The sequence below is a fragment of the Agrobacterium sp. H141 genome (genome assembly GCF_057158725.1).
In genome coordinates this window covers 3,229,260-3,250,909 of record NZ_CM169893.1, presented here as the reverse complement: position 1 = coordinate 3,250,909, position 21,650 = coordinate 3,229,260, and the positions used below count along the sequence as shown (strand labels likewise).

23 protein-coding genes are annotated in these 21,650 nt (G+C 59.8%); 15 read left to right on the top strand and 8 right to left on the bottom strand.

Annotated elements, in window-relative coordinates:
* Nucleotides 1–80 precede the first annotated feature (80 nt).
* Nucleotides 81–692: a glutathione S-transferase family protein gene (locus tag ACWPM9_RS15230; protein WP_484755675.1), complete on the top strand. Its 612-nt coding sequence runs from the start codon at nucleotides 81–83 to the stop codon at nucleotides 690–692.
* Nucleotides 693–734: 42 nt separating this feature from the next.
* Here ACWPM9_RS15230 and ACWPM9_RS15225 read toward each other — a convergent pair whose 3' ends face one another.
* Nucleotides 735–2,330 (bottom strand): diguanylate cyclase, encoded by a 1,596-nt coding sequence (locus tag ACWPM9_RS15225; protein ID WP_484755674.1) that lies wholly within the window; start codon nucleotides 2,328–2,330, stop codon nucleotides 735–737.
* Nucleotides 2,331–2,519: 189 nt separating this feature from the next.
* Nucleotides 2,520–4,628: a S9 family peptidase gene (locus ACWPM9_RS15220; protein ID WP_484755673.1), complete on the bottom strand. Its 2,109-nt coding sequence runs from the start codon at nucleotides 4,626–4,628 to the stop codon at nucleotides 2,520–2,522.
* A 193-nt stretch (nucleotides 4,629–4,821) separates the two neighbouring features.
* Here ACWPM9_RS15220 and ACWPM9_RS15215 point away from each other — a divergent pair, with 193 nt between their 5' ends.
* Both ACWPM9_RS15215 and ACWPM9_RS15210 read left to right on the top strand, forming a co-directional pair.
* Entirely contained in the window at nucleotides 4,822–5,211 is a 390-nt protein-coding gene (locus ACWPM9_RS15215) for a DUF930 domain-containing protein (RefSeq protein ID WP_428185449.1), read from the top strand.
* A gap of 261 nt (nucleotides 5,212–5,472) precedes the next feature.
* Nucleotides 5,473–7,266 carry an SLC13 family permease gene (locus ACWPM9_RS15210; RefSeq protein WP_484755672.1) on the top strand — a complete coding sequence of 598 codons (1,794 nt, stop codon included), beginning with the start codon at nucleotides 5,473–5,475 and terminating at the stop codon, nucleotides 7,264–7,266.
* 32 nt (nucleotides 7,267–7,298) lie between these two features.
* Here the strand turns inward: ACWPM9_RS15210 and ACWPM9_RS15205 are convergent, their stop codons facing one another.
* Nucleotides 7,299–8,252: a VOC family protein gene (locus ACWPM9_RS15205; RefSeq protein ID WP_484755671.1), complete on the bottom strand. Its 954-nt coding sequence runs from the start codon at nucleotides 8,250–8,252 to the stop codon at nucleotides 7,299–7,301.
* Nucleotides 8,253–8,463: 211 nt separating this feature from the next.
* Here ACWPM9_RS15205 and ACWPM9_RS15200 point away from each other — a divergent pair, with 211 nt between their 5' ends.
* Complete coding sequence (locus ACWPM9_RS15200) at nucleotides 8,464–8,874, top strand: universal stress protein (protein WP_428185446.1); 411 nt, start codon at nucleotides 8,464–8,466, stop codon at nucleotides 8,872–8,874.
* Between the two features lie 47 nt (nucleotides 8,875–8,921).
* Entirely contained in the window at nucleotides 8,922–9,242 is a 321-nt protein-coding gene (locus ACWPM9_RS15195; protein ID WP_484755670.1) for a TraR/DksA family transcriptional regulator, read from the top strand.
* 59 nt (nucleotides 9,243–9,301) lie between these two features.
* Here the strand turns inward: ACWPM9_RS15195 and ACWPM9_RS15190 are convergent, their stop codons facing one another.
* Nucleotides 9,302–9,685, bottom strand: coding sequence for an MAPEG family protein (locus ACWPM9_RS15190; RefSeq protein ID WP_428185444.1), 384 nt, complete (start codon nucleotides 9,683–9,685; stop codon nucleotides 9,302–9,304).
* Nucleotides 9,686–9,890: 205 nt separating this feature from the next.
* Between ACWPM9_RS15190 and trhA the strand changes: the two genes are divergently transcribed.
* Together trhA and ACWPM9_RS15180 are read left to right on the top strand one after the other, a co-directional pair.
* Nucleotides 9,891–10,553 (top strand): PAQR family membrane homeostasis protein TrhA, encoded by a 663-nt coding sequence (trhA, locus tag ACWPM9_RS15185; RefSeq protein WP_484755669.1) that lies wholly within the window; start codon nucleotides 9,891–9,893, stop codon nucleotides 10,551–10,553.
* 89 nt (nucleotides 10,554–10,642) lie between these two features.
* On the top strand, nucleotides 10,643–11,164 hold the full coding sequence (locus ACWPM9_RS15180; protein ID WP_484755668.1) for a GNAT family N-acetyltransferase: 522 nt from the start codon (nucleotides 10,643–10,645) through the stop codon (nucleotides 11,162–11,164).
* A gap of 11 nt (nucleotides 11,165–11,175) precedes the next feature.
* Here ACWPM9_RS15180 and ACWPM9_RS15175 read toward each other — a convergent pair whose 3' ends face one another.
* Nucleotides 11,176–11,916, bottom strand: coding sequence for a hypothetical protein (locus ACWPM9_RS15175; protein WP_428185441.1), 741 nt, complete (start codon nucleotides 11,914–11,916; stop codon nucleotides 11,176–11,178).
* A gap of 140 nt (nucleotides 11,917–12,056) precedes the next feature.
* Between ACWPM9_RS15175 and ACWPM9_RS15170 the strand changes: the two genes are divergently transcribed.
* On the top strand, nucleotides 12,057–13,127 hold the full coding sequence (locus ACWPM9_RS15170) for a helix-turn-helix domain-containing protein (RefSeq protein ID WP_484755667.1): 1,071 nt from the start codon (nucleotides 12,057–12,059) through the stop codon (nucleotides 13,125–13,127).
* A gap of 17 nt (nucleotides 13,128–13,144) precedes the next feature.
* On the opposite strand, the gene ACWPM9_RS15165 is transcribed toward ACWPM9_RS15170, so the two are convergent.
* From ACWPM9_RS15165 to msrB, 3 genes are all read right to left on the bottom strand, one after another.
* A complete protein-coding gene (locus ACWPM9_RS15165; RefSeq protein WP_484755666.1) occupies nucleotides 13,145–13,765 on the bottom strand; it encodes a hypothetical protein in 621 nt (206 codons plus the stop codon).
* A 103-nt stretch (nucleotides 13,766–13,868) separates the two neighbouring features.
* Nucleotides 13,869–14,252 (bottom strand): hypothetical protein, encoded by a 384-nt coding sequence (locus ACWPM9_RS15160; RefSeq protein WP_484755665.1) that lies wholly within the window; start codon nucleotides 14,250–14,252, stop codon nucleotides 13,869–13,871.
* 153 nt (nucleotides 14,253–14,405) lie between these two features.
* The gene (gene msrB / locus ACWPM9_RS15155) at nucleotides 14,406–14,813 is read right to left on the bottom strand and encodes a peptide-methionine (R)-S-oxide reductase MsrB (protein ID WP_428185437.1); all 408 of its coding nucleotides are present in this window, start codon (nucleotides 14,811–14,813) and stop codon (nucleotides 14,406–14,408) included.
* Nucleotides 14,814–15,347: 534 nt separating this feature from the next.
* On the opposite strand from msrB, the gene ACWPM9_RS15150 reads away from it, so the two are divergent.
* Genes ACWPM9_RS15150 through mnhG form a run of 7 tightly spaced genes read left to right on the top strand, consistent with a single transcriptional unit; the run spans nucleotide 15,348 to nucleotide 21,279 of the window.
* The gene (locus ACWPM9_RS15150; RefSeq protein ID WP_484755664.1) at nucleotides 15,348–17,738 is read left to right on the top strand and encodes a putative monovalent cation/H+ antiporter subunit A; all 2,391 of its coding nucleotides are present in this window, start codon (nucleotides 15,348–15,350) and stop codon (nucleotides 17,736–17,738) included.
* On the top strand, nucleotides 17,735–18,154 hold the full coding sequence (locus tag ACWPM9_RS15145; protein WP_428185435.1) for a Na+/H+ antiporter subunit B: 420 nt from the start codon (nucleotides 17,735–17,737) through the stop codon (nucleotides 18,152–18,154). Before ACWPM9_RS15150 ends, ACWPM9_RS15145 begins: the two co-directional genes overlap by 4 nt.
* Nucleotides 18,154–18,531, top strand: coding sequence for a Na+/H+ antiporter subunit C (locus tag ACWPM9_RS15140; RefSeq protein WP_428185434.1), 378 nt, complete (start codon nucleotides 18,154–18,156; stop codon nucleotides 18,529–18,531). Before ACWPM9_RS15145 ends, ACWPM9_RS15140 begins: the two co-directional genes overlap by 1 nt.
* 3 nt (nucleotides 18,532–18,534) lie before the next feature.
* Entirely contained in the window at nucleotides 18,535–20,112 is a 1,578-nt protein-coding gene (locus ACWPM9_RS15135; RefSeq protein WP_484755663.1) for a Na+/H+ antiporter subunit D, read from the top strand.
* Nucleotides 20,109–20,582 (top strand): Na+/H+ antiporter subunit E, encoded by a 474-nt coding sequence (locus ACWPM9_RS15130; RefSeq protein ID WP_484755662.1) that lies wholly within the window; start codon nucleotides 20,109–20,111, stop codon nucleotides 20,580–20,582. Before ACWPM9_RS15135 ends, ACWPM9_RS15130 begins: the two co-directional genes overlap by 4 nt.
* A complete protein-coding gene (locus tag ACWPM9_RS15125) occupies nucleotides 20,579–20,947 on the top strand; it encodes a cation:proton antiporter (protein WP_484755661.1) in 369 nt (122 codons plus the stop codon). Before ACWPM9_RS15130 ends, ACWPM9_RS15125 begins: the two co-directional genes overlap by 4 nt.
* Nucleotides 20,944–21,279, top strand: a complete 336-nt coding sequence (gene mnhG, locus ACWPM9_RS15120) for a monovalent cation/H(+) antiporter subunit G (RefSeq protein ID WP_428185430.1) — start codon at nucleotides 20,944–20,946, stop codon at nucleotides 21,277–21,279. The genes ACWPM9_RS15125 and mnhG overlap by 4 nt, the downstream gene beginning before the upstream one ends.
* The last annotated feature ends 371 nt before the right edge of the window (nucleotides 21,280–21,650 follow it).

Genomic DNA, 21,650 nt, shown 5'->3' with positions numbered 1-21,650 from the left:
ATGCGCGCCATCTCTCTGTTGACGCGCATTGGGCGGTGGTATTCAGTCTCAAGCATTGCTTATGATCGGGAGGAAATTCATTGAAATTATTCGTTGCCAAGGGAAGCTGCTCGCTTGCCTCTCACATCGCATTGGAAGAGGCCGCAGCATCCTATACGGTCGAGAAGATCGATCTGGCCAAGGGCGATCAGAACAGCGAGGCCTATCGTGCGGTCAACCCAAAGAGCCGGGTTCCGGCACTGGTCACCGACCGCGGCATCCTCACGGAAACGCCGGCCATCCTCGCCTTCGTCGCCCAGAGCCATCCCGATGCCGGTCTCGCACCGGTGAACGATCCCTTTGCCTTTGCCGAGATACAGGCCTTCATGAGCTATATGAGTTCGACGGTTCATGTGGCCCACGCCCATGGCCGGCGGGGAACCCGCTGGGCTGACGATCAGTCCTCGCTGGACGACATGAAGCGCAAACTGCCTGAGGTCATGGGCAAGTGCTTCGACATGATCGAACAGGACATGTTCAAGGGCCCCTGGGTCATGGGCGACGCCTATTCCATCGCCGATCCTTATCTCTTCACCATCGCCCGTTGGCTGGAGAGCGACGGTGTCGATCCCAAGCGTTTTCCGCGCATTCTGGATCACGGCAACCGGATGGAAGAGCGACCGGCAGTGAAGGCGGTACTCGCCTCTTACTGACGCAGGTCTGCGCCAGTCATTGGCTCGCATGGGAGCGGTCGCTCAGGCCGCGTCGGTATGTTTCAACGGCGCGGCTTCTTCGGAGATAAAGGCGACATCGCGTCCTGCTCTCTTGGCATCGTAAAGCAGATCGTCGGCTGCCTTGACGGCATCGTCGAGTGTTGCCTCGACGCCGGCTTCGATCAGCCGAATGCCCGCTGAAAAGGTGAGGGGCAGTTCGACGACCGTACCGATATCCGATTCCGCAAACATCCTTCGCCAGTGCGCACAATGCGCCATGGCGTCATCCCGGTCGGTGTCTGGCAGGAATACCAGGAATTCCTCGCCGCCCCAACGGAACGCAAAGTCGCGCATGGCAGGATCGGACTGCAGGATCTGGCCAAAACGCTTGATCACCTTGTCGCCCAAGTCATGGCCATAGCGGTCGTTGAAGCTCTTGAAGTGATCGATGTCGATCACCACCATGGCACGCGTTTGATGGCGGCCGGCCTCGCTCAGAAGCCGTGGCAGGACCCTGTAGGCATGGCGACGATTGAACAGCCCTGTCAGATGATCGCGCGAGGCCTCTTCCTTCAGTTTGCGCTGCAGGGTCAGATTGTCGTGCAACTGGGACTGCAAGTCGCGTGACAGGGTGTTGAGCGTGGCCTCTCCAGCCTTGCGCTCGGTGATGTCGTGCATCAGGAACATCCGGCCGCCGGCGCGTCCCCAGGCCGAAAGTGCGTGGCACCCGATCTCATAGGTCTTTCCCGATGCTGCAATGGTCACTTCGCCCCGTGCTTCATCCGTGAATGACACGTCATGAATAAGGCTTGCCAGTTCCGGTGGCTCCGAAAGGATTGCGCCGATCGGGGCCTTGGGAATTCCCGGTAGTGCTGCACCGGCAGGATTGATTTCCAGGATACGGCCTTCACCATCGACGATCACCACAGGATTGGGCAGGATCGCAAAGATTGCATCCCGTCCGACCGGTGGCACCACGAACAGACTTGAAAAATACTGGGCAGACAGCAGGACCGCGCCGGTCATGGCGAAGACAAAGGGTGTCGGATCGTCGTTAAACACCCGAAAGGAAAAGAAGTTGAAGCCGATATTGGAAGCCCAGGGCAGGAGTGCTCCCATAAGCAGTGCAACCAGTTGCCAGCGATGGATTCCCTGAGCGGTACGAAGGCGAACCAGGCCATAGATAAATGCGGCGCCCATCGTGGCGTAAGCGATGTACATGGCCAGATCGTAGATCAGGCCGTGTGCGTTGCGACCGCTGGCAAGATCGTAGGAAGGGGCGTAAACGCCGTGGTGCCAGTCATTCGTGAGGGCTGCAAGTCCGACCGCTGACGTGAAGGCCAGCAGCGCCCCTATCTGCCAGTTCTTTTCGCAGTCCTCGCCGCGCGCATAGGTGACGAAACTCAGGCTCCAGAACAGGGGCACGCCGACAATGCCAAACCATGCCAGTTTGACCATGAAGTTGTTGAATTCGACGTCGTCACTGCCATTGCGCGCAATCACGCAGCAGGTCCACCACAAACCGCAAAGCACGGCAATGATCAGCGAGACACGACCGGGACTGCGCGGCGTGCGAAGCACGCCGACGACGATGAGCGGGATCATTGCGGCAACCGCGACCAGCACCCAGAAAGACATAAATAAACCTTCGTTCAAATAAAAAGGCGCCAAAAAAAGCGCAGGTCGCTGATCAAAAAAAATATCAGCAACCTTCACGAAGCTTTATGGGAAACAATCGCTAACAAAACACTTCTGCGCCGCGCACCGCACGCAGTGTACTTACCGCATGGTAAACAAGGCCAGCCTGCCGCGAGCGTAAAAGGTCCCCTACATCTTGCCCGCAACCTTGATCGCAAACGCATATTCGAATGCGATCTCTTCCAGTCGCTGGAAGCGTCCCGATTTTCCGCCATGGCCGGCAGCCATATTGGTCTTGAGCAGATACGGTCCGGCCTCCGGCGCCTTTTCCCGCAGCTTGGCCACCCACTTGGTCGGTTCCCAATAGGTCACGCGCGGATCGGTCAGGCCCGAAAGCGCAAGGATCGGCGGGTAGGGCTTGTGGGCGACATTGTCGTAAGGCGAATAGGCGGCGATCCAGTTATACTCCTCGGCGCTTTCGATCGGATTGCCCCATTCCGGCCATTCCGGCGGCGTGAGCGGCAGGGTGTCGTCGAGCATGGTGTTGAGCACATCGACGAAGGGAACGGCCGCGATAATGCCGCCGAACTTCTCAGGTGCCATATTGGCAATGGCGCCCATCAGCATGCCGCCGGCCGACCCGCCTTCGGCGATGATCTTGTCGTAAGAGGTGAACTTCTCGCTCACCAGATGATCCGCTGCCGAGATGAAATCCTTGAAGGTGTTGGTCTTCTTTTCCATCTTGCCGTCTTCATACCAGGCAAAGCCCTTGTCCTTGCCGCCGCGGATATGGGCGATGGCATAGACGAAGCCGCGATCGGCAAGCGACAGCGCATTGGTGTTGAACGAGGCCGGAATGGCAATGCCATAGGCGCCGTAGCCATAAAGCAGGCACGGGGCCGAACCGTCGAGGGCGACATCCTTGCGGTAAAGCAGGGTGACCGGAACCTCGACCCCGTCATGGGCCTTGGCAAACACGCGGCGCGTTACATAGTCGCTCGGATTATGGCCCGACGGCACTTCCTGCGTCTTCAGCAGCGTGCGTTCGCGGGTTGCCATATTATAGTCGAACAACTGGCTGGGCGTCGTCATCGACGAATAGGAAAAGCGGATGACGTCCGTGTCGTATTCGGCCGCGCCCGACAGGCCCAGCGAATAGGCCTCTTCGGCAAAGGCAATCTCGTGTTCGGCGCCGGACTTGCGATCGCGCACCATGATCCGCGGCAGGCCGTCGCGGCGCTCCAGCCAGACCAGATGGCGGGCAAAGGCCATATGGTTGAGGATCAGTCGACCCGGCTCATGCGGCACCACTTCGGTCCAGTTTTCCTTGCCCGGTGTCGCAACCGGGGTTTCCATGATCTTGAAATCCTTGGCATCCCCATCATTGGTGAGGATGTAGAACACATCGCCACCTTCGGTCAGATCGTATTCCACGCCATCCTCGCGCGCCGCCACAAGCTTGGGCTCGGCCGTCAGGTCGGAGGTTGGAATGAGATGGAATTCCGAGGTCTCGTGGTCGTGGATGTCGATATAGATGAAGTCGTCGAGCAGCGAACCGCCAACCCCCATGAAGAAGCCGGGGTCCTTCTCCTCGAAGACCAGGCGATCTTCCGATTGCGGCTGGCCGATGATGTGGTGGAACACCTTGGACGGGCGGTGATTATCGTCCTGAAGCGTATAGAAGAAGCTCTTGCCATCCGGTGCCCAGACCCCGCCGCCGGCGGTATTGTCGATCACGTCGTCGAGATCGGTCTTGGTCGCCAGATCGCGCACCCGCAACGTAAAATATTCAGACCCCTTGTCGTCATAGCCCCAGATGCCGAGCGAGTGGTCATTATTGTTGCCAAGGCCGGCCAGACGGAAATAATCCTTGCCCTCGGCTTCCTTGTCGCCGTCCAGCAGCAGGTCGCGGATCGTCTCGTCCTTGACGTCGCCGTCGCGCGGGATGCGGAAATAGCGCGGCTGCTCGCCGCCGGTGACGAAACTCGTGCCATAGGCAAAGGAGCCGTCCTTCACCGGCACCGAACTGTCGTCTTCCTTGATACGGCCTTTCATCTCGGCAAACAGCGTCTTTTGCAGATCTTTCGTATCTGCCATCGCCGCCTCCATATAGCCGTTTTCGCCTTCCAGATAGGCGCGGACCTCGGGGTCGAGGATAGAGGTATCCTTGAACATCGCCTGCCAGTTATCGGCCCTCATCCAGGCGTAATCATCCGTGCGGGTGATGCCGTGACGGGTATCGCTGACCGGTTTGGCAGCAGCGCTCGGGGTGGTTGGCAGGTTCTTGAAAGGGGACAATGCGTTCTCTCGACTTTGAATATCCGGGGCGGGTGGATCAGAGATAGAGAGCGCGACAGGGCCGATCAAGCCCGAATGTCAGTCGCGCTACTCTGGCGCCTGGGAAAAACAGAATTGACAACTCGTGGTTGCTGGAACACCCCATTTCTGGCGGGTAATTTCGGCCCCGGTTAAACGACTCAGTGAGTATTCGATGTATAAAAGAGTGTTTTCCGCAGCCTTTGTAACGCTCCTTGCGGGCCATGCTTTCGCCCTGGACAACAGTGTCATTCGCCAGCTCGAGGAACTCGAGCCCGAGGAACAACTGGAGCAGCGCTGCGATATCGAAGCCATGAGCCGCATCCGCAGCGAACAAAGCGGTTTCAATCCGGACAAGGTGATCGCCTACACATTCTCCCCGCCGGACGTCGACGGCAACAGCATCCATGCCTCCGGCGCAGTCGTGCGCAGTCGTGGCAAGTGGTATCGCCTGAAATACCAGTGCGAGACGGGTGAAAAGCACCTGAAGGTCAAGAAGTTCGACTACGAGATGGGCGCACTGATCCCGCGCAACGAGTGGCAGAAATATTATCTCTATGATTGACAGGCGACCCCGGCCTGTCGCCGGGGTCGCTGGTCCCTCGAAGAGACGCGCCGTCTAGCGGTCCGCCACTCCCTTGCCGAAGGTCGCGGGGCCGCTGGCTGCTTCCGGCCAGTCACCTTCACAACAACGCCGTATTGAACGGTCACCAGTGCTATCGGACGGCGGAACATTTCGGCATCGTCGGATGTTTAATGCCGGCGCTTCGACAATGGGGACGAGCGCGCTATAGTCGTCCGCATCGCGGCACTTTCGGGGACATTCATGACGCCTGCAGACTACCTGAAAGACTATTCCGCCTTCATCGCGCTGGCGGTCCTTTTTCTTATGCTGATCGGATTCTTGCGCGAAAAGACGCCGCCCTCGGCTGTGGCCGTATCCGGTGCAGCGGTGTTCATCGCCTTCGGCTTCGTCAAGCCGGATGAAGCGCTGTCGGTATTTTCCAATGGTGCGGCCATCACCGTTGCCGCCATGCTGATCATCTCGGCAGCCTTTGCCCGAACAGGCATCCTCGAAGCCATCATCACCCGCATTCTGGCGCTGGCGCGGACCCGGCCAACCCTTGCCATCTTCACCCTGTTAGGGCTGACCATGGTGGCCTCCGCCTTCGTCAATTCCACACCGGTCGTGGTCATGTTGATCCCGGTCATGACCTCGCTTGCCTCTGCCACCGGCATAGCAAGGCGCAAGCTGCTGATCCCGCTATCCTATGCCGCCATTCTCGGTGGCACCTGCACACTGATCGGCACATCGACCAATCTTCTCGTGGATAGCGTTGCACGTCAGCAGGGCCTGGAACCCTTCGGCATTTTCGGCATCACGCCCATCGGGCTCATTCTGGCCGCAGGCTGTTCCATCTTCCTGCTGTTTGCCCAGACCTTTCTGTTGCCGGCCAGACGCGATGGCGACGATCTGAACAAGGGTGACGCCAAACCCGACATCGTCACGGAACTGCGCCTGCGGGACGATTTTGCCGATCTGGGCAAGCCCTATTCCAAGGCCAAGATCTTCTCCCCGCGCGGCGTCGAGCTCATGGCAGCCTTTCGCGGCGGGGTGAAACTCGATCTCACCGATGAGGACGTGCTGATGCTGGAGCGCGACCGGATCGTGCTGCGCGCCACCCAGGCCGAACTGGCCACGCTCGACAGCACCGACGGCGCCGATCTCGGCCTGCAGTTGCGGGCACCTGCGAAAAAAGCCGAAGACCATGAGATCACCAAGATCACCATCGCCTCCGGCCACGACGCCGTCGATCGCAAGATTTCCGACGCATCCTTCCTGTCGCGTCACAAGGTCAAGGTGCTGGGTGCCAGCCGCAGGGCCAACCTCGCCGGTCCCGATCTTCCGAGCCTCAAGCTCAAGCCCGGCGATGCGCTGTGGCTCGCAGGCTCCGCGGAAGACCTGCAAAAGCTCGCAAATGACATCCGTCTCATACCGTCCCAGACGCCGCTGGAAAAATCCTTCCGCCGCGACCGCGCAGCATTGGTCTTGCTGGCTCTGGCCACAGTCATCGTGCTCGCAACGCTCGGCGTCATGCCGATCGCCGTGCTGACAATCATTGCCATCGGTTTCCTGTTTCTGGTCCGTGCCATCGATACGTCCGACGCATGGCGGGCAACGGATGGCGATGTGCTGGCGCTGATCTTCGGAATGTTGATCGTCGGCATCGGCCTGCAAAACAGCGGCGCGGTCAAATTGATGATCGATGCGGTCCTGCCCATCCTCACGCTGGCGCCGCCGGTGGCCATCATCCTGATCATCTATCTGCTGACATCGGTACTGACCGAAATGGTCACCAACAATGCCGTGGCCGTGATCATGACCCCGATTGCCATTTCCCTTGCCGGATCGCTGGACATGCCACCGGAAGCCGTCGTGCTGGCCGTCCTGTTTGGTGCCAGCGCAAGTTTTGCCACGCCCATCGGCTATCAGACCAACACCATCGTGGCCTCTGCCGGCGGCTACCGCTTTGCCGACTTCCTGAAGATCGGCGTGCCCATGAACCTCATGGCCTCCGTCTTCACAACCTTCGGCATCTGGCTGTTTTATCTGCGCTGAGCGGACAATGCTCGAATGGGTTCATGCTCTCCTCAGGCGCTGAGCGTCAGGGCAATGCCCCATGGGTCCTTTATCAGATGGCCGTCTGCATTGCGTGTCACCGGGATTTCCATCGCATCCAGAGTTCTCAGCGCCGTGTCGAGCGCCGGCTTCTCATTGAAAACCACGGAATATCCCTTGAGCCCGGATAGATTGCCGCTGCGCGGTCCAGCCTTGCGACTGCGCCAGATATTGGCGGCCACGTGATGGTGGTAGGAGCCCGACCCGAAGAAGCTTGCGCCCGGAACCGTTCCCATCTTCTTCAGGCCAAGCACGCCTTCGTAGAACTGATCGGCAGCGGGAATGTCGCCCACCTGAAGGTGAATATGGCCAAGGCCGGCACCATCGGCCATGCCGCCCCATTCGCTCTTGGGTGCGCTGTCGTAGAGGGCCTGAAGATCGAGCGCCAGAGTGTCCATCTGGACGGTGCCGTCCCTGTTGAAGGCCCAGGCATCGACGGGGCGGTCGGCATAAATCTCGATACCATTGCCTTCCGGATCGGACAGATAGATGGCCTCCGATACCAGGTGATCGGCTGAACCATCCAGCCGCACGCCGCGATTGGCTGCATGATAAAGCCAGTGGGCCAGTTCCTGCCGGTTCGGCATCAGGAACGCATTGTGAAACAGCCCCGCAGCGCCTCGCGGAGCGGCAGCAACGTCGCCTTGCGTCGTCAGTGTCAGCAGCGGAACGCCACCGGCGCCCAGAACCACACCGCTCATGCCAGTCTCGATGGTCTTGAGGCCCAGCATCGAGCGATAGAATTCCGCAGTGGTATCGAGATCCCGGACGACAAGATGGGCCGCGCCCACATGGGCAGGCCGGGTCAGGGCAAAGCTTTTGTCTGTCGTGTTCATATCGGCCTCCGCGGGCTTTGAGAAAGCCGGACCGGATGTAATGAGGCTTGCGCTGGCGACGAGCAGGCCGCGTCGGCTGATATCACCCATGATCTGTGCTCCCTTTGATTGTCTGGAGGGAATATGCGCTGGCACAGGTGTTCACGAAAGATGCTCAGTTGGAGATTTATCGTTCGCTATTCCTTGACAGTCGCCCGTGCCGCAACTTGATCCGGATCAATGCAGGCGCATCGGGTGCGCTGCATTCTGCCGGGCATCGGAGCAGCCTGACCCACAGGTCTGCGGCAATAGGAGAACACGCATGTACAAGAAGATCATCGTACCCGTGGACTGCGGCGCGCTCGACCGTGGCGCAACCATTCTGGAAACCGCCAGCAACCTGCTGGCCGAAGGGGGCGACATCGTCCTGCTGACGGTCGTTGAAGATGTTCCCGGCTATCTGGCCATCGATCTGCCCGTCGACATGATCGAAAACGCCATTGAGGACGGCAAGGCAAAGCTGGTCGGCCTGAAGGAAAAGACAGGTGTCGCCGCCCGCGTCGAGATCCGCACAGGTGCGCCGGCCCGCGAGATTTTGGCGGCTGCGGAGGAACATTCCGCCGACCTTATCATTGTTGCATCACACGTCCCCGACTATTCGAACTATTTCATCGGCGCCACCGCCGACCGGATCGTGCGCCATTCGAAATGCTCGGTATTGGTCGACCGCTGATCGCGGTTGAGCCTCATGACAATCCGACGAAACGTAAGGAGACATCCATGGATCAAGCAAAATACGAGAAAATCCTGCGTGATCGTCAACGCGAGATCAATTCCCGCCTGAACCGCATTGATGATGACCTGGGCCACGAAAAAAGCGCCGACAGCGAGGATCGCGCCATCGAGCGCGAAAACGACGAGGTGCTGGAGGAACTGGGCCAGGCCGGAGAGGTGGAGCTGAAAGCGATCGCCGCCGCCTTGCATCGTGTCTCGGAAGGCACCTTTGGCGAATGCGTCAATTGCGGCCAGCCGATTTCACAAGAGCGGCTGGACGTCATTCCCTACACGCCCTTCTGCAAGGCCTGCGCTGCGGAGCTTTAGTCTCACAGATGCGGATCGACATTTGCGGGTCGGCTGTCGCCAGTCGGCCCGTTTTCGTCTTACATGGTCTGCAACAACGCGCCGACTGTCCCGCCGATCAGCAGGATGAAGGACGAAAGCCATGTGATCACGGCGCCGGGGCCGCGTTTCTTGGCATCGGAATAATATTCGACCGCATAGAGCGCGCGGCCGCCGGTCCAGCACAGGCCTAAAAATCCGGCCAGCGGATCGGAGACATAGGTGCCGAAGATCCACAGCGACGGCAAAAACAGGACCATTTGTTCCACCGTGTTCTGCTGCACCCGGAACACCCGCTCGAAATTGACATTGCCGGTCGTCTTGGGCGCTTCCACGCCATATTCCTTGCGGGCCCGGGCCACGCGGATAAAGAAGAAAATATAGGCGACCAGAGCGGCAAAGGTCGCAAGAACCGTAAAGCGCATCGATAATTCCTTGAACTGACCCGGAGTGAGGATCTGCACTAGCCGTAGGACAAACCCATTTTGCTGGCAAGCAGCGCGATCTGACCGGCACGCAAAACAATTGCCGGATTGGCTGTGACGATTGTCACAATTTCAACATTGCTTAATTGCTATCCTCTTATCATCATGACCAGACTATCACTCGTTGAAGGACAGCATCCGGAAGATGACCCAGCAGTTCCGTTTTGGACGGCCCTATGATTTCCATGAACTGCTCGCCGACGGCATCGTCCATGGCGTGGGTGTTGTCTTCGCGCTCATCGGCGCAACGGTCCTGATTTTCTACGCCACCGTCTGGTCGAGCTATGGTGAAATTGCCGCGGCCTGGATCTATGGCCTGGGGCTCGTCATCGCCCTTGGTGTGTCGTTTACCTACAATATGCTGCCCCACTCGCGCATCAAGTGGATCATGCGTCGGTTCGATCATTCCGCCATCTTCATCCTGATTGCCGCAACCTACACCCCGTTTCTCGAGCGTGGCTCCGACAACCCCTGGATCCTGGCGCTGTTGATCGGCATCTGGCTGGTGGCCGCCATGGGCATTGCGCTGAAATGCTTCTTTCCCGGCCGCTACGACCGACTGGCCATCCTGCTTTATCTGGCAATGGGCTGGAGCGGTCTGATGGCCGTGGGCGAGATCGCCAGCTACCTGCCGTCGATCTCAATGGCGCTGATCGTCGTCGGTGGCGTGATCTATTCCGCCGGCGTCATCTTCCATGTCTGGGAAAAGCTGCGCTTTCAAAATGCCATCTGGCACGGTTTCGTCGTCGCCGCAGCCGCCGTGCATTATTCCGCCGTCCTCACCGCCTTCAGCCTTGGCGCATCCTGAATAGCCTGCCTTCTTAAACATGCACCCGCTGGACAACGCAGCCACAGCGTGGCTATGGAACAGGCATATTTCTGGCAGGACCCTTATGCATGACCTCATCTCTTCTGATCCGTGACGCCGGCGAAGCGGATCTTGCCGCCATCCGCGACATCTACAATCACGCCGTGGAACACACGACCGCAATCTGGAACGACATTCTGGTCGATCTGGACAACCGCCGCGCCTGGCTGGATGCCCGTCTTGAGCGGGGCTTTCCGGTGCTGGTCGCCGAGCGCGATGGCAAGGTCATCGGCTACGCCTCCTATGGCGATTGGCGCCCCCATGACGGCTATCGCCACACGGTCGAGCATTCCGTCTATGTCGACAAGGACTGCCGTGGCGGCGGCATCGGACGTCAGCTGATGGCAGCCCTTTTGGCGAGGGCGCGGGCCGGCAATATCCATGTCATGATCGCCGCCATCGAGGCCGGCAACACGGCCTCGATCGCCCTTCATGAAAAACTCGGCTTCGCCATGGTCGGCATCCACAGACAGGTCGGCACAAAATTTGGCCGCTGGCTGGACCTGGCGGCCATGGAGCTGGTGCTCGACGACCGCCAGCCCCCGGCCTGATCGCAACCGGATCACTCGATGTGCAGTCGCAGCATGTCGCCGCGCACGGTCACTGCGGGTTTCGCACCGGGCGTGTTCGGCAAGTCGCTGTCCACCAGCGAGGCGACCGCTTCGACCAGATAGCTGATCTCGGTTGGCTGTACGAAACGAAGGCTTGCATCCATCATCTTGCCGAACAGCTGGATCGTCTCGTCATTGGCGACATGGCGATAGATGATCCGGGCCCGCAGTGCCGCGCCTGAGAGCGACAGGCCGGTCGCGTGTCCGTCGAACACCACATCGCCCGCATCGCTTGCCACGTTCACCGTGGAAAAATCGCCCTCGAGTTCGGTACGGCTTGCCGCCTGATCCACGCTGATCGCGCTGTCGGGCTTGATATTGGCGGTGAGCGTGGGCTGGCAGTCGGACCAGTCGAAAAGCCGTGGCGAGCGCCCCATGTCGACGATCAGCCTGTTGCCATCGGTGCGCATGCTGGCATCCGGGGTGCAAGTGTCGGAGAAGAACCAGCCGGAGCGCCAGACCGCACTCCAGCCATCCCGCCGCCCTTGCAGAAGAGCCGTCTGCGGCGCGTCGGGATCGGCGGTGATGATGATATGGCTTGCCTTGCCGGTCACGTCGACCGATGACACCTGGGTCAGATCGAGCGGACCGGCAATGGCCTCGCTGCGGCTGATCAGGCCGACAGCCGCGTCAGTCACGATGACGGCCAGCAGAATGCCGCAGCCGGTCAGAAGAACAGTTCTCGATTTCATGATATGTGCCTTTCAGGGTACGGGTTGAACCGCTCCTGTTGTCGGCCACATCGAGACAAAACGCGTCCTTGATCACGTTTCAGGTCGACCGGGATCGCAATCGAGGCCAAACTCTCAGCCATGTTATCAAGTGATGCCCGATGATTTTCGTACCCCTGTCCTTTTGCGCCACCCTGCTTTTGCTGGTCCTGATCGTCCGCCTCTTGTCGGCGCGCGACGAGGGAGGGCCGGCATGGCCCTTTATTCTGTTGCTCCTGCTCTACACCGTCCAGACGGTGATGGTCGGCCTGCGCTGGGGCTATGGCGTTACAGAAATCCTGCCCTTGCTGGCAACCATTGCCAGCGGCATCCCGCCGGCCTCCTATCTCGCCTTTCGCGGTCTGGCGCAGGAAGGCGATATGGTCCGCTCCAGCGATTGGCCCCATGTCCTGCCGGTCATCGCGGTGGTGATCCTGTTCGCCCTCTGGCGTGCGCCCATCGACATTTTGATCATTGCCGATTTCCTCGGCTACGGAGCGGCGCTGTTCTGGCTTGCCCGCCATGGCCCCGACGGTCTGGTGGCATCCCGCCTGGACGGCGCCTTGCGCTCCTGGCGCTCCATGCTGGCTGGCGGGGTGATGCTTGTGTCCTCGGCGCTGACCGATTGTGCCGTCAGCCTGGACATGAGCCTTGGCGGCGGACGGCATGCGGGCGAGGTGGTCTCGGTCTCCACCACGCTCATCCTGTTGCTGCTCGGTATTGCCGCCGCCTCTGCCGGCTCCGGTGGCGGCCGTCGCGAGGTGGAGGAGGGGCAGGCCAGTCGCAAGGCTGTCGGCGCGGCTGCAGAAAATGATAATCCGGACACCGCAACCGCCAGCGGCGCGGATGCGCAGATAGCAGCCGATCTCGACCGGCTGATGGGAGAGCGACAGCTTTTTGCCGATGCCGATCTCAATCTAGCCCGTCTCGCGCGCCGTCTGGGCCTGCCGGCCCGCGCCGTGTCCAACGCCGTCAACCGCGTCCACGGCGTCAGCGTGTCCCAATATGTGAACAATCTCAGGGTCGTCGAAGCCTGCCGCCTGCTGGCCGAAAGCGATCTGCCGGTGACGTCGATCTTCTACGAGGCCGGCTTCATGACCAAGTCCAATTTCAACCGCGAATTCCTGCGCGTCACCGGCAAGAGCCCGACGGTGTGGCGCGCCGATGCCGCCGCTCGACGTCAGGCCGGTTGACGAAACCGGGCATGGCCTCAGTTGGTGCCGTTATCCATGGCGGGACGCTCCGTCGGCCCCCAGACGCCGATTGGCTGGCCGGAGCGCGTCTTGACCGCCGCATCGAACATTGCGACCACGGCCTGCTTGAGGTCCGCTTGCGCGCAGGCATAGCCGCCAGAACTCGCCCCCTTCAGGCCACCAAAGCAGTTGCCGGTGCCGCCGGGCGTATATCCGCTGGCCCAGTCCCGCACCACGCCATCCGGCCCGACCAGAAAATAGACCAGCCGCTCGCGCTCATAGGGCAGGGGCTTTCCATTGGGTTCGGCATAGCCGGTGCTCGCCGACGTCGTATCGGCAGGCGCCAGATGGCGATAGACCATGGCGCCACTGGCAAGCACGGTCGCGCCGATCATCGGTCCAAGCGCAGGCTCCGTTGTGCCATCGCCCTGGTTCGCATGCGCTGCAGCCAGCACTTTGGCATAGGGCTGGCCCACGGATTGGCCCGTCACCGGATCAGCTAAAGCCGCCGCCGTTTCCACCGAAGGGCTGACGCTCTTGGCACTCTGCGCCAGATCGTCCGTTGCCTGGAGGCATCCCGAAAGAGCGGCACTGATGACAAAGCAAAGACCCACGGTCTGAAGTGACGTTACCCGCATGCGATTCCCTTGATCTGTTTTCCGCACCTATTTGCCGGACAAATGTCGAGGATCGCAAGCGGCGAAAATGCGCCATCAACGAAAAATGAGCACACGTATCGGCTCAAGGCTTGCCGGTCGTGGCCGCCTCGAACTTGATGCCGCAATCCTTTTTAAGCGACGTCTGTTCGATCGCCTTCATCTCACCCTTCAGCCGCGACACTTCCGCAGCAGACGCACCGTCGCCTTTGGCAAAGAACAGGGCCGGCCAGAAGATCACCATACCAACGCCAACCGCAATCGCATCATTGTCGGCCTTTTTCTGCTGCACGCCGCTGGCGGCAATGGCACGCGCCGACACCGACTGCGCCTCTTCACTCAGCTGATCGCAGGTCAAGGTTTCGTAGAGCCGTGTCGACACATAGGCCGCTTCAATATCGGATGGTTTGCTGGCGCAGGCCGAAATCAGCGCGACTGTGCACGCCAAAGCCAGAACTTTGGTTCTCATGAAATTCCCCTTCAATTTTTCCCCGCCAAGAGGGTTAAGGGGTAATTTGAGTGACGTCAACCAGAGCGGGCATGGGTTGGAATGGTGGTCGCAAGCGCAGTATATGCAACAAAAAAGGCCCCTCCACTTTGAGCGGAAGGGCCTTGGATCGTTCTATTCAGCCTCGAAAACCATCGAATGGCCGTTGATGCAGTAGCGCAATCCCGTGGGCGGAGGACCGTCGGGGAACACGTGGCCCAGATGGCCGCCGCAATTGCTGCAGCGAATTTCCGTGCGGATCATGCCATGGGAATTGTCGCGGATTTCCGTCACCGCATCGGGCTTCACAGCCTCGAAATAGCTCGGCCAGCCGCAGCCGGAATCGAACTTGGTATCGGAATAAAACAGCGGCTCATTGCAGGCAGCACACCGGTAGAGACCCTTCTCGTGGGAATTCCAGTAAGGGCCGGTAAAGGCACGCTCGGTGCCGGCCTCGCGCAGAATGTGATACTGCTCGGGCGTCAGCTGCTCGCGCCATTCGGCGTCGGTTTTCTGGACTTTCGGCTTGGTGTCTTGGGACATCGTCAAACTCCTTGTGGTGCGCAAGATATAGGGTCCGACTTGCGTTTCGACAATCTCCCGTCCTTTCTGCGTCGCCCCCTTTTCGGATCGAGGGTGCTTGCCAGCTGCGGGCAGGGGGCGTGGCTGGGCAGCCGGATGGGAGTGCCGGAGGGATCTGCCGTTTTTGCCGTAACCCAGTCGCGCCAGACTGTGCACGGATAGCCGTCCAATGCGGCCAAGTGGCGCATGCAATTGCGGTTTCCGCCGCTCCGCGGTGCTTCGCCAGCCGCGCTCATTTGCCAATCATTGCTGAATGAAACAGCCATTCGCGCCGATCGACGTCTTTATACAATACGCGCGCGAGCAAGTCCGGTGAAGATCGTGTATCGCGCAAGAGGGTGGCGAGAACACATATCCTCACAGCTTCTTGATCGCTGTCAATTTCACGACGCAAACAAAGCAGGGCCTCTTGAGGCGCGTGGCTGTTTGGCCTAACTAGAGGCTCCTCCTCATGAAAACGGAGGTTTGTAGTATAGCGGGAACGGAAAAAGCTTGATGTTCGACAATGTCGCTGGCGTGACATTCATTGCCCTGATGCTGCCCTTTGCGGGCGCGCTCATCGCACCATGGCTCACACGGCGGTTCGGTCATAACGCAGCCTGGATTCTGGCGCTGCTGCCGGCTTTTGCCTTTTTGCATTTTGCCGGCTTTCTCCCCGAGATCGCGGCGGGCGAAGTGGTCACCGGCGGTTATGCCTGGGTGCCCAGCCTCAATCTGTCCTTTTCCTGGTTCCTCGATGGCCTGTCGCTCACCTTCGCCCTGTTGATCACGGGCATCGGCGCACTGATCATTCTGTATTCCGGCGGCTACATGAAGGGTCATGCCCAGCAGGGGCGATTCTTCTCGTTCATGCTGATGTTCATGGGCGCCATGCTTGGCCTCGTCATGTCCGACAGCTTCCTGATGCTGTTCATCTATTGGGAACTGACCTCGATCACCTCCTTCCTGCTGATCGGCTTCGATCATGAGCGCGAGGCCTCGAGGCGCGCAGCCCTGCAGGCTCTGGTGGTCACCGGTGGCGGTGGTCTGGCTTTGCTTGCCGGCCTGATCTTCCTGTGGAACATGACCGGCGTCACCCAGCTGTCGCTGCTGGTCAATACCGGCGACATCGTGCGCGAAAGCCCGTTCTACATGGCCGCATTGCTTTTGGTCCTGGGCGGTGCCTTCACCAAATCGGCGCAGTTCCCCTTCCACTTCTGGCTGCCCAACGCCATGGAAGCGCCAACGCCGGTGTCTGCCTATCTGCATTCGGCCACCATGGTGAAGGCCGGTGTCTACCTGTTGATGCGGCTCAATCCGGTGATGGGCGACACGCCCGCCTGGGAAATCCTGCTGCCCGTCTTCGGTGGCGTCACGCTTCTGGTCGGTGCATTCCTTGCCATCCGCCAGACCGATCTGAAGATCATGCTGGCCTATACCACGGTCGCATCGCTCGGCCTGCTGGTCATGATGACGGGCTTCGGTTCCGAACATGCCGTCGTTGCAGCCGTCCTCTATCTGGTCGCCCATTCGCTCTTCAAGGGTGGCCTCTTCATGGTGGCCGGTATCATCGACCACGAGGCCGGCACGCGCGATGTCACCAGGCTTGGCGGTTTGCGCAAGGCAATGCCCATCACCTTCCTCGCGGCGCTGGGCGGCGCCATTTCCATGGCCGGTCTTCCGCCTTTCTTCGGCTTCTTCGCCAAGGAAGAGATCTATGCGGCGCTCGCCCATGCCGATCTGCGCTCGATCCTTTTCACCGTGGTCGCCATCATCGGCAATGGTCTCATGTTCGTCATCGGCTTTGCCGTCGCGCTCAAACCTTTCCTCGGACCGAAGGTGGAGACCCCAAAACCGGCGCATGAAGGCCCCGCACTGCTGTGGCTCGGTCCTTTCACATTGGCATTGTTGGCTCTGGGCATGGCGATCTTCTCCGGCCTGTCGCATGACTTCATCTCCTCGCCCATGGCAACGGCTGTTGCAGGCATGGTGAAGGATGTCGAGATCAGCCTCATCCCGCATATCGGCATTCCGCTTGCCCTCTCGGTTGTGACCGTGATTTTCGGTGTGCTGGTCTATCTGGGTCTCGACCGCGCGCGCGCTGCAATGGTCAAACTCATGGACGCGCTCGGCCCCGGACCGGATCGCGGTTTCGACCACTTCATCGCCGGCCTGGTGCGCTTTGCAAGTGTCGTCACCCGCGCCGTGCAGAACGGCAGGCTGGAATTCTACGTCACCATCACCTTCGTCTTTCTGGCGCTGGTGCTGCTGGTGCCGCCCGTCCTCTATGGCGAACTGCCGGACATGCCGGTCTGGCCCGAGGAAACCCATTTCCACGAACTGGCCTTCTTTGCCATCGCCATCATCGGCCTGATCGCCGTGCTGGCTGCCAATGATCGCCTGACGGCCATCGTCTCGCTCGGTATCCAGGGCTTCTCCGTCGCCGTCATCTTTCTCCTGTTCGGCGCGCCGGATCTGTCCTTCACGCAGTTCATGGTCGAAACCCTGTCGGTGGTCATTCTGGCCCTCGTCATGACGCGCCTTCGCCTGTCGCCATCCGATCACCGCACCTGGAGCCAGGTCATTGTCGACGGATCGATTGCGATTGCCTGCGGTCTCGGCTTCACGCTGATGCTGCTCAAGTCGACCCAGATCCCGTTCAACACCTCGCTCACCGATTTCTTCAATGCCTATTCCAAGGTCATTGCCCACGGTGCCAATGTCGTGAACGTCATCATCGTCGATTTCCGCGGCACCGATACGCTGGGTGAAATCGCGGTGGTCATGATCACCGGTCTTGCCATTCTGGCCCTCATCCGCATTCGCGTGGGGTCCGTGCCGGCTGCGCAATCGCTGGAAGGCGAGGCTGCCGGCAAACGCCGCGCCAAGAAGGAGGGCAGGGCATGAACACGCTGATCTTCCGCACCGTCGCGCCCTTCCTGACGGCTGTCATGGTGCTGTTTTCGATCTTCGTCCTGCTGCGCGGTCATAACGAACCGGGCGGTGGATTTATCGGTGGATTGATCGCAGCCTCGGCACTGGCGATTTACGGTATTGCCTATGGCGTCCAGGCCGTTCGCCGCGCCATCTGGTTTCATCCCATGTCTGTTGCAGGCTTCGGCCTGCTGCTCGCCTGCCTGTCGGGCCTGCTGTCGATCTTCTTCGGCGTACCCTTCATGACCGGTCTGTGGATCTATCCGGAAATTGCAGGTGTCGAAGTGCCCATCGCCACCGTCATGAGCTTCGATATCGGCGTTTACCTGGTGGTGGTTGGCGCCATCACCTCAATTGCACTGGCGCTGGAAGAAAGGGAGGACGACTGATGGAAGTTCTGCTCTCCGGCCTTGTCGGCATCTTCTTTGCGGCTGCATTTTATCTGCTCATGTCCAAGCATATTGTCCGCATGTTGCTGGGCGTGGCCATTCTCGGCAATGCCGTCAATCTCCTGCTGTTCACCGCAGGTCGCCTGACGCGCGAAGTGCCGCCCATCATTGCCGAAGGCTCCAGCGAGCTTGCCTCCGGCGCTGCCAATCCGCTTCCGCAGGCCCTCATCCTGACGGCAATCGTGATTTCCTTTTCCTTCTTCTGCTTCCTGCTGGTGCTCGCCTATCGCGGCTATCAGGAGCTGAAGACCGATGACACCGACGAAATGCGCGTGGCCGAGCCGGAAAACGACCCGCTGCCACCGATGGGATACTGATTGATGGCCGCTTCTTCGACCACCCACGCCGTCGACCATGCGCTTGCCTGGGTCATGGAACCGGCAACCGCCGGTCAATGGCTGACCATATCGCCGGTGGCACTGTGCCTGACGGCCGGCGCTGTCTTGATGATGGTGCGCCATTCCACCCGGCTTCATGCCGCCATTGCCATTGTCTCGCTGGCCATTCTGGTTGTGCTGGAATCCCTGCTTCTGCTGCACGTCGCCGAAACAGGGCCTGTCACCATGATGATGGGCCGCTGGCTGCCGCCTTTCGGTATCGCCTTTACGGTCGATCTGACCGGCGCGCTCTTTGCCCTGTCATCGGGCATCGTGGCGCTGGCCGGCGGTATCTACGCCGTCGCCGATATCAATCAGTCCGCGCGCCGTTACGGCTTCTTCCCCTTCCTGATGGTCCTGATGGCTGGCGTCACCGGTGCCTTCCTCACCGGCGACATCTTCAACCTCTATGTCTGGTTCGAGGTGCTGCTGATCTCGTCCTTCGGCCTGCTGATCCTCGGCTCCGAACGCGAGCAGATCGACGGCGCACTCAAATACTCGATCCTCAACCTGATCGGCACCACGCTATTCCTGATCGCCGTCGGCTATCTCTATGCCATCTTCGGCACGCTCAATATGGCCGATATCGCCCGCAAGGCTGGCGAAATGCGGGATACGGCACCGTTGATGACACTGTCGGCGCTGTTCATTCTGGCCTTCAGCATGAAGGCGGCCGCCTTTCCGGTCAATTTCTGGCTGCCGGCCTCCTATCACACGCCGCGCGTGGTGGTCTCCGCACTCTTTGCCGGTCTGCTCACCAAGGTCGGCGTCTATGCGCTGCTGCGCATCATGGTCATGCTGTTCCCGGTCGAGCGCGAAGCATTGTCGCTGCTGATCGGCATTGCCGCAGCGCTCACCATGATAACCGGGGCCCTCGGTGCGATTGCCCAATCGGATATCCGTCGCATGCTGGGCTATATCGTCATCTCCGGCATCGGCTACATGCTGGCCGGTGCCTCGATGGGCGGCGTCGCCGGCCTGTCGCCGGCCATCTTCTACGGCCTGCATTCGATCGTGTTGATGACGGCCCTGTATTTCGTCGCAGGCCAGGCAGCTGCCGCCGGCGGGTCCTTCAATCTGCGCGGTCTGGCCGGTATCTGGAAATCATCGCCGCTGCTCGCCTTCATCACGCTTGCATTGTTCTTTGCAGGCGCGGGCCTGCCGCCGTTTTCGGGCTTCTGGCCGAAGGCCATGCTGGTCAAGGGCGCGATCGATATCGGCGCCTGGTGGCTGGCGGCCTCGATCCTCATTGCCGGCTTCCTGACAACCATCGCCTTTGGCCGTGTCTTCCTGCTTGCCTATTGGCGCCCGGCGGATACGGCAGTGGCTGTCAGCGAGGAAACGCCGCCAAAGCCGGCTGGCTGGCCGGCCTGGGCACCGATCATCGGCCTGACGGCACTGGTCGTGTGGTTCGGTCTGTTTCCGCAGCCGCTGCTGGAGCTGACCCAGCAGGCAGGCCTTGGACTGGCTGATCCGACCGCCTATCTCAATTCCGTCTTTCCGCAGGGAGGCGCCCAATGACCCTCTATGCGATCAATTTGCTTCTGGCGATCATCTGGGTGGCGGTCACCGGCAGCGCCTCGCTGCACAATCTCGTCTTCGGCTTTGTGCTCTCGACGCTGGCGCTGGGGCTGATCCGCGAGCAGACCGGCGGAACGGGCTATCTGCGCCGCAGCTGGCGCATATTCGCGCTGATCATGCTGTTCTTCATCGAACTGGCAAAGTCGGCCTGGAAGGTGGCAGCCATGGTCTTGTCGCCGCGCATGGATATCAAGCCGGGCATCTTCGCCTTTCCACTGACCCTGGAGCGTGATTTCGAGATCGCCCTTCTCGCCAACCTGATCACGCTGACGCCGGGAACCTTGTCTGTCGATGTCTCCGACGACAAGAAGACCCTGTTCGTCCACGCCATCGACTGCTCCGATCCGGAAGGTGCTGTCCGTGACATTGCTGACGGCTTCGAGCGTAAAATTCGGGAGGCTTTCCAATGATCTCGCCGGATACCATTATTCAGGTGACCTGCAATTTTGCACTGGTCGTGCTGTGTATCGCAATTTTGCTGACAGTCTTTCGCGTTGTGCGTGGACCGACACTGCCAGACCGGGTGCTCGCCCTCGACATGCTGGTCGGTATTGTCATCGGCTTCATTGCCGTCATTGCCATCCGCACCGGTTATACACTTTATGTGGATATCGCCATCTCGCTCGGACTGGTCGGTTTTCTGGCGACGGTTGCCTTTGCCCGTTTCATTTTGGCACGCGGTATTACCGGAAAGAAACCCTCGGAAGACAGCGCCGTCCTGAAGCCAGTCAAGCGCGGGCAGAAACGCAATACACGCAGAGGTGGTGAATCATGACTATGGCTGTCGCTCTCGTTACCGCATTTCTGATGGTTGCCGGTTCGCTCTTTGCCCTGATCGCCGCCATCGGCATCAATCGCCTGCCGGATCTCTACACGCGCATGCATGCGGCCTCGAAAGCAGGAACCGTCGGCTCCGGGCTTTTGCTGGTCGCAGTGGGCTTTCATTCCGGCGATTTGGCCATTTTCAGCCGCGCTTTGGCCGGTTTCTTCTTCTTTATCCTCACCGCGCCGGTCTCCGCGCATCTGCTTGCCAAGGCCGCGCACGAGGTCGGCTACAAGTTGGATCCCGTATCGGTACGCGACGATTTGAAGAAACGTAAAGTCTAGTCGCAGTTTAGTGTGGAAAAGCTAAATCATTGCTTGATTGATTTCGGGTTTTCTTGAAAGCAACGCGACTGCATTTCGTTCTGTTAACGGAAGCAAAACCTTTCCTTAACGATGAATGTCTCAACACCCTAAAATTGGTAAAAAATTGTAATTGGCCTTTATTGCAAAGAATGCTATCGCCTTATTTAAGCGCTGATATTGCGATAGTGCCTTTTTCTCCTTGGCTGCAACGTTTTTGACGGACGTCACAGCAATGGAGTTTGCGGATGTAGTGTGAACTTCATCCGTTAGATCGAAAAAGGCAGTTTTCAATTTCAGGCAGTGTGATTTTGGACGTTTTCCTGACCTGTGGGGGGTACGCTTGCACTCGG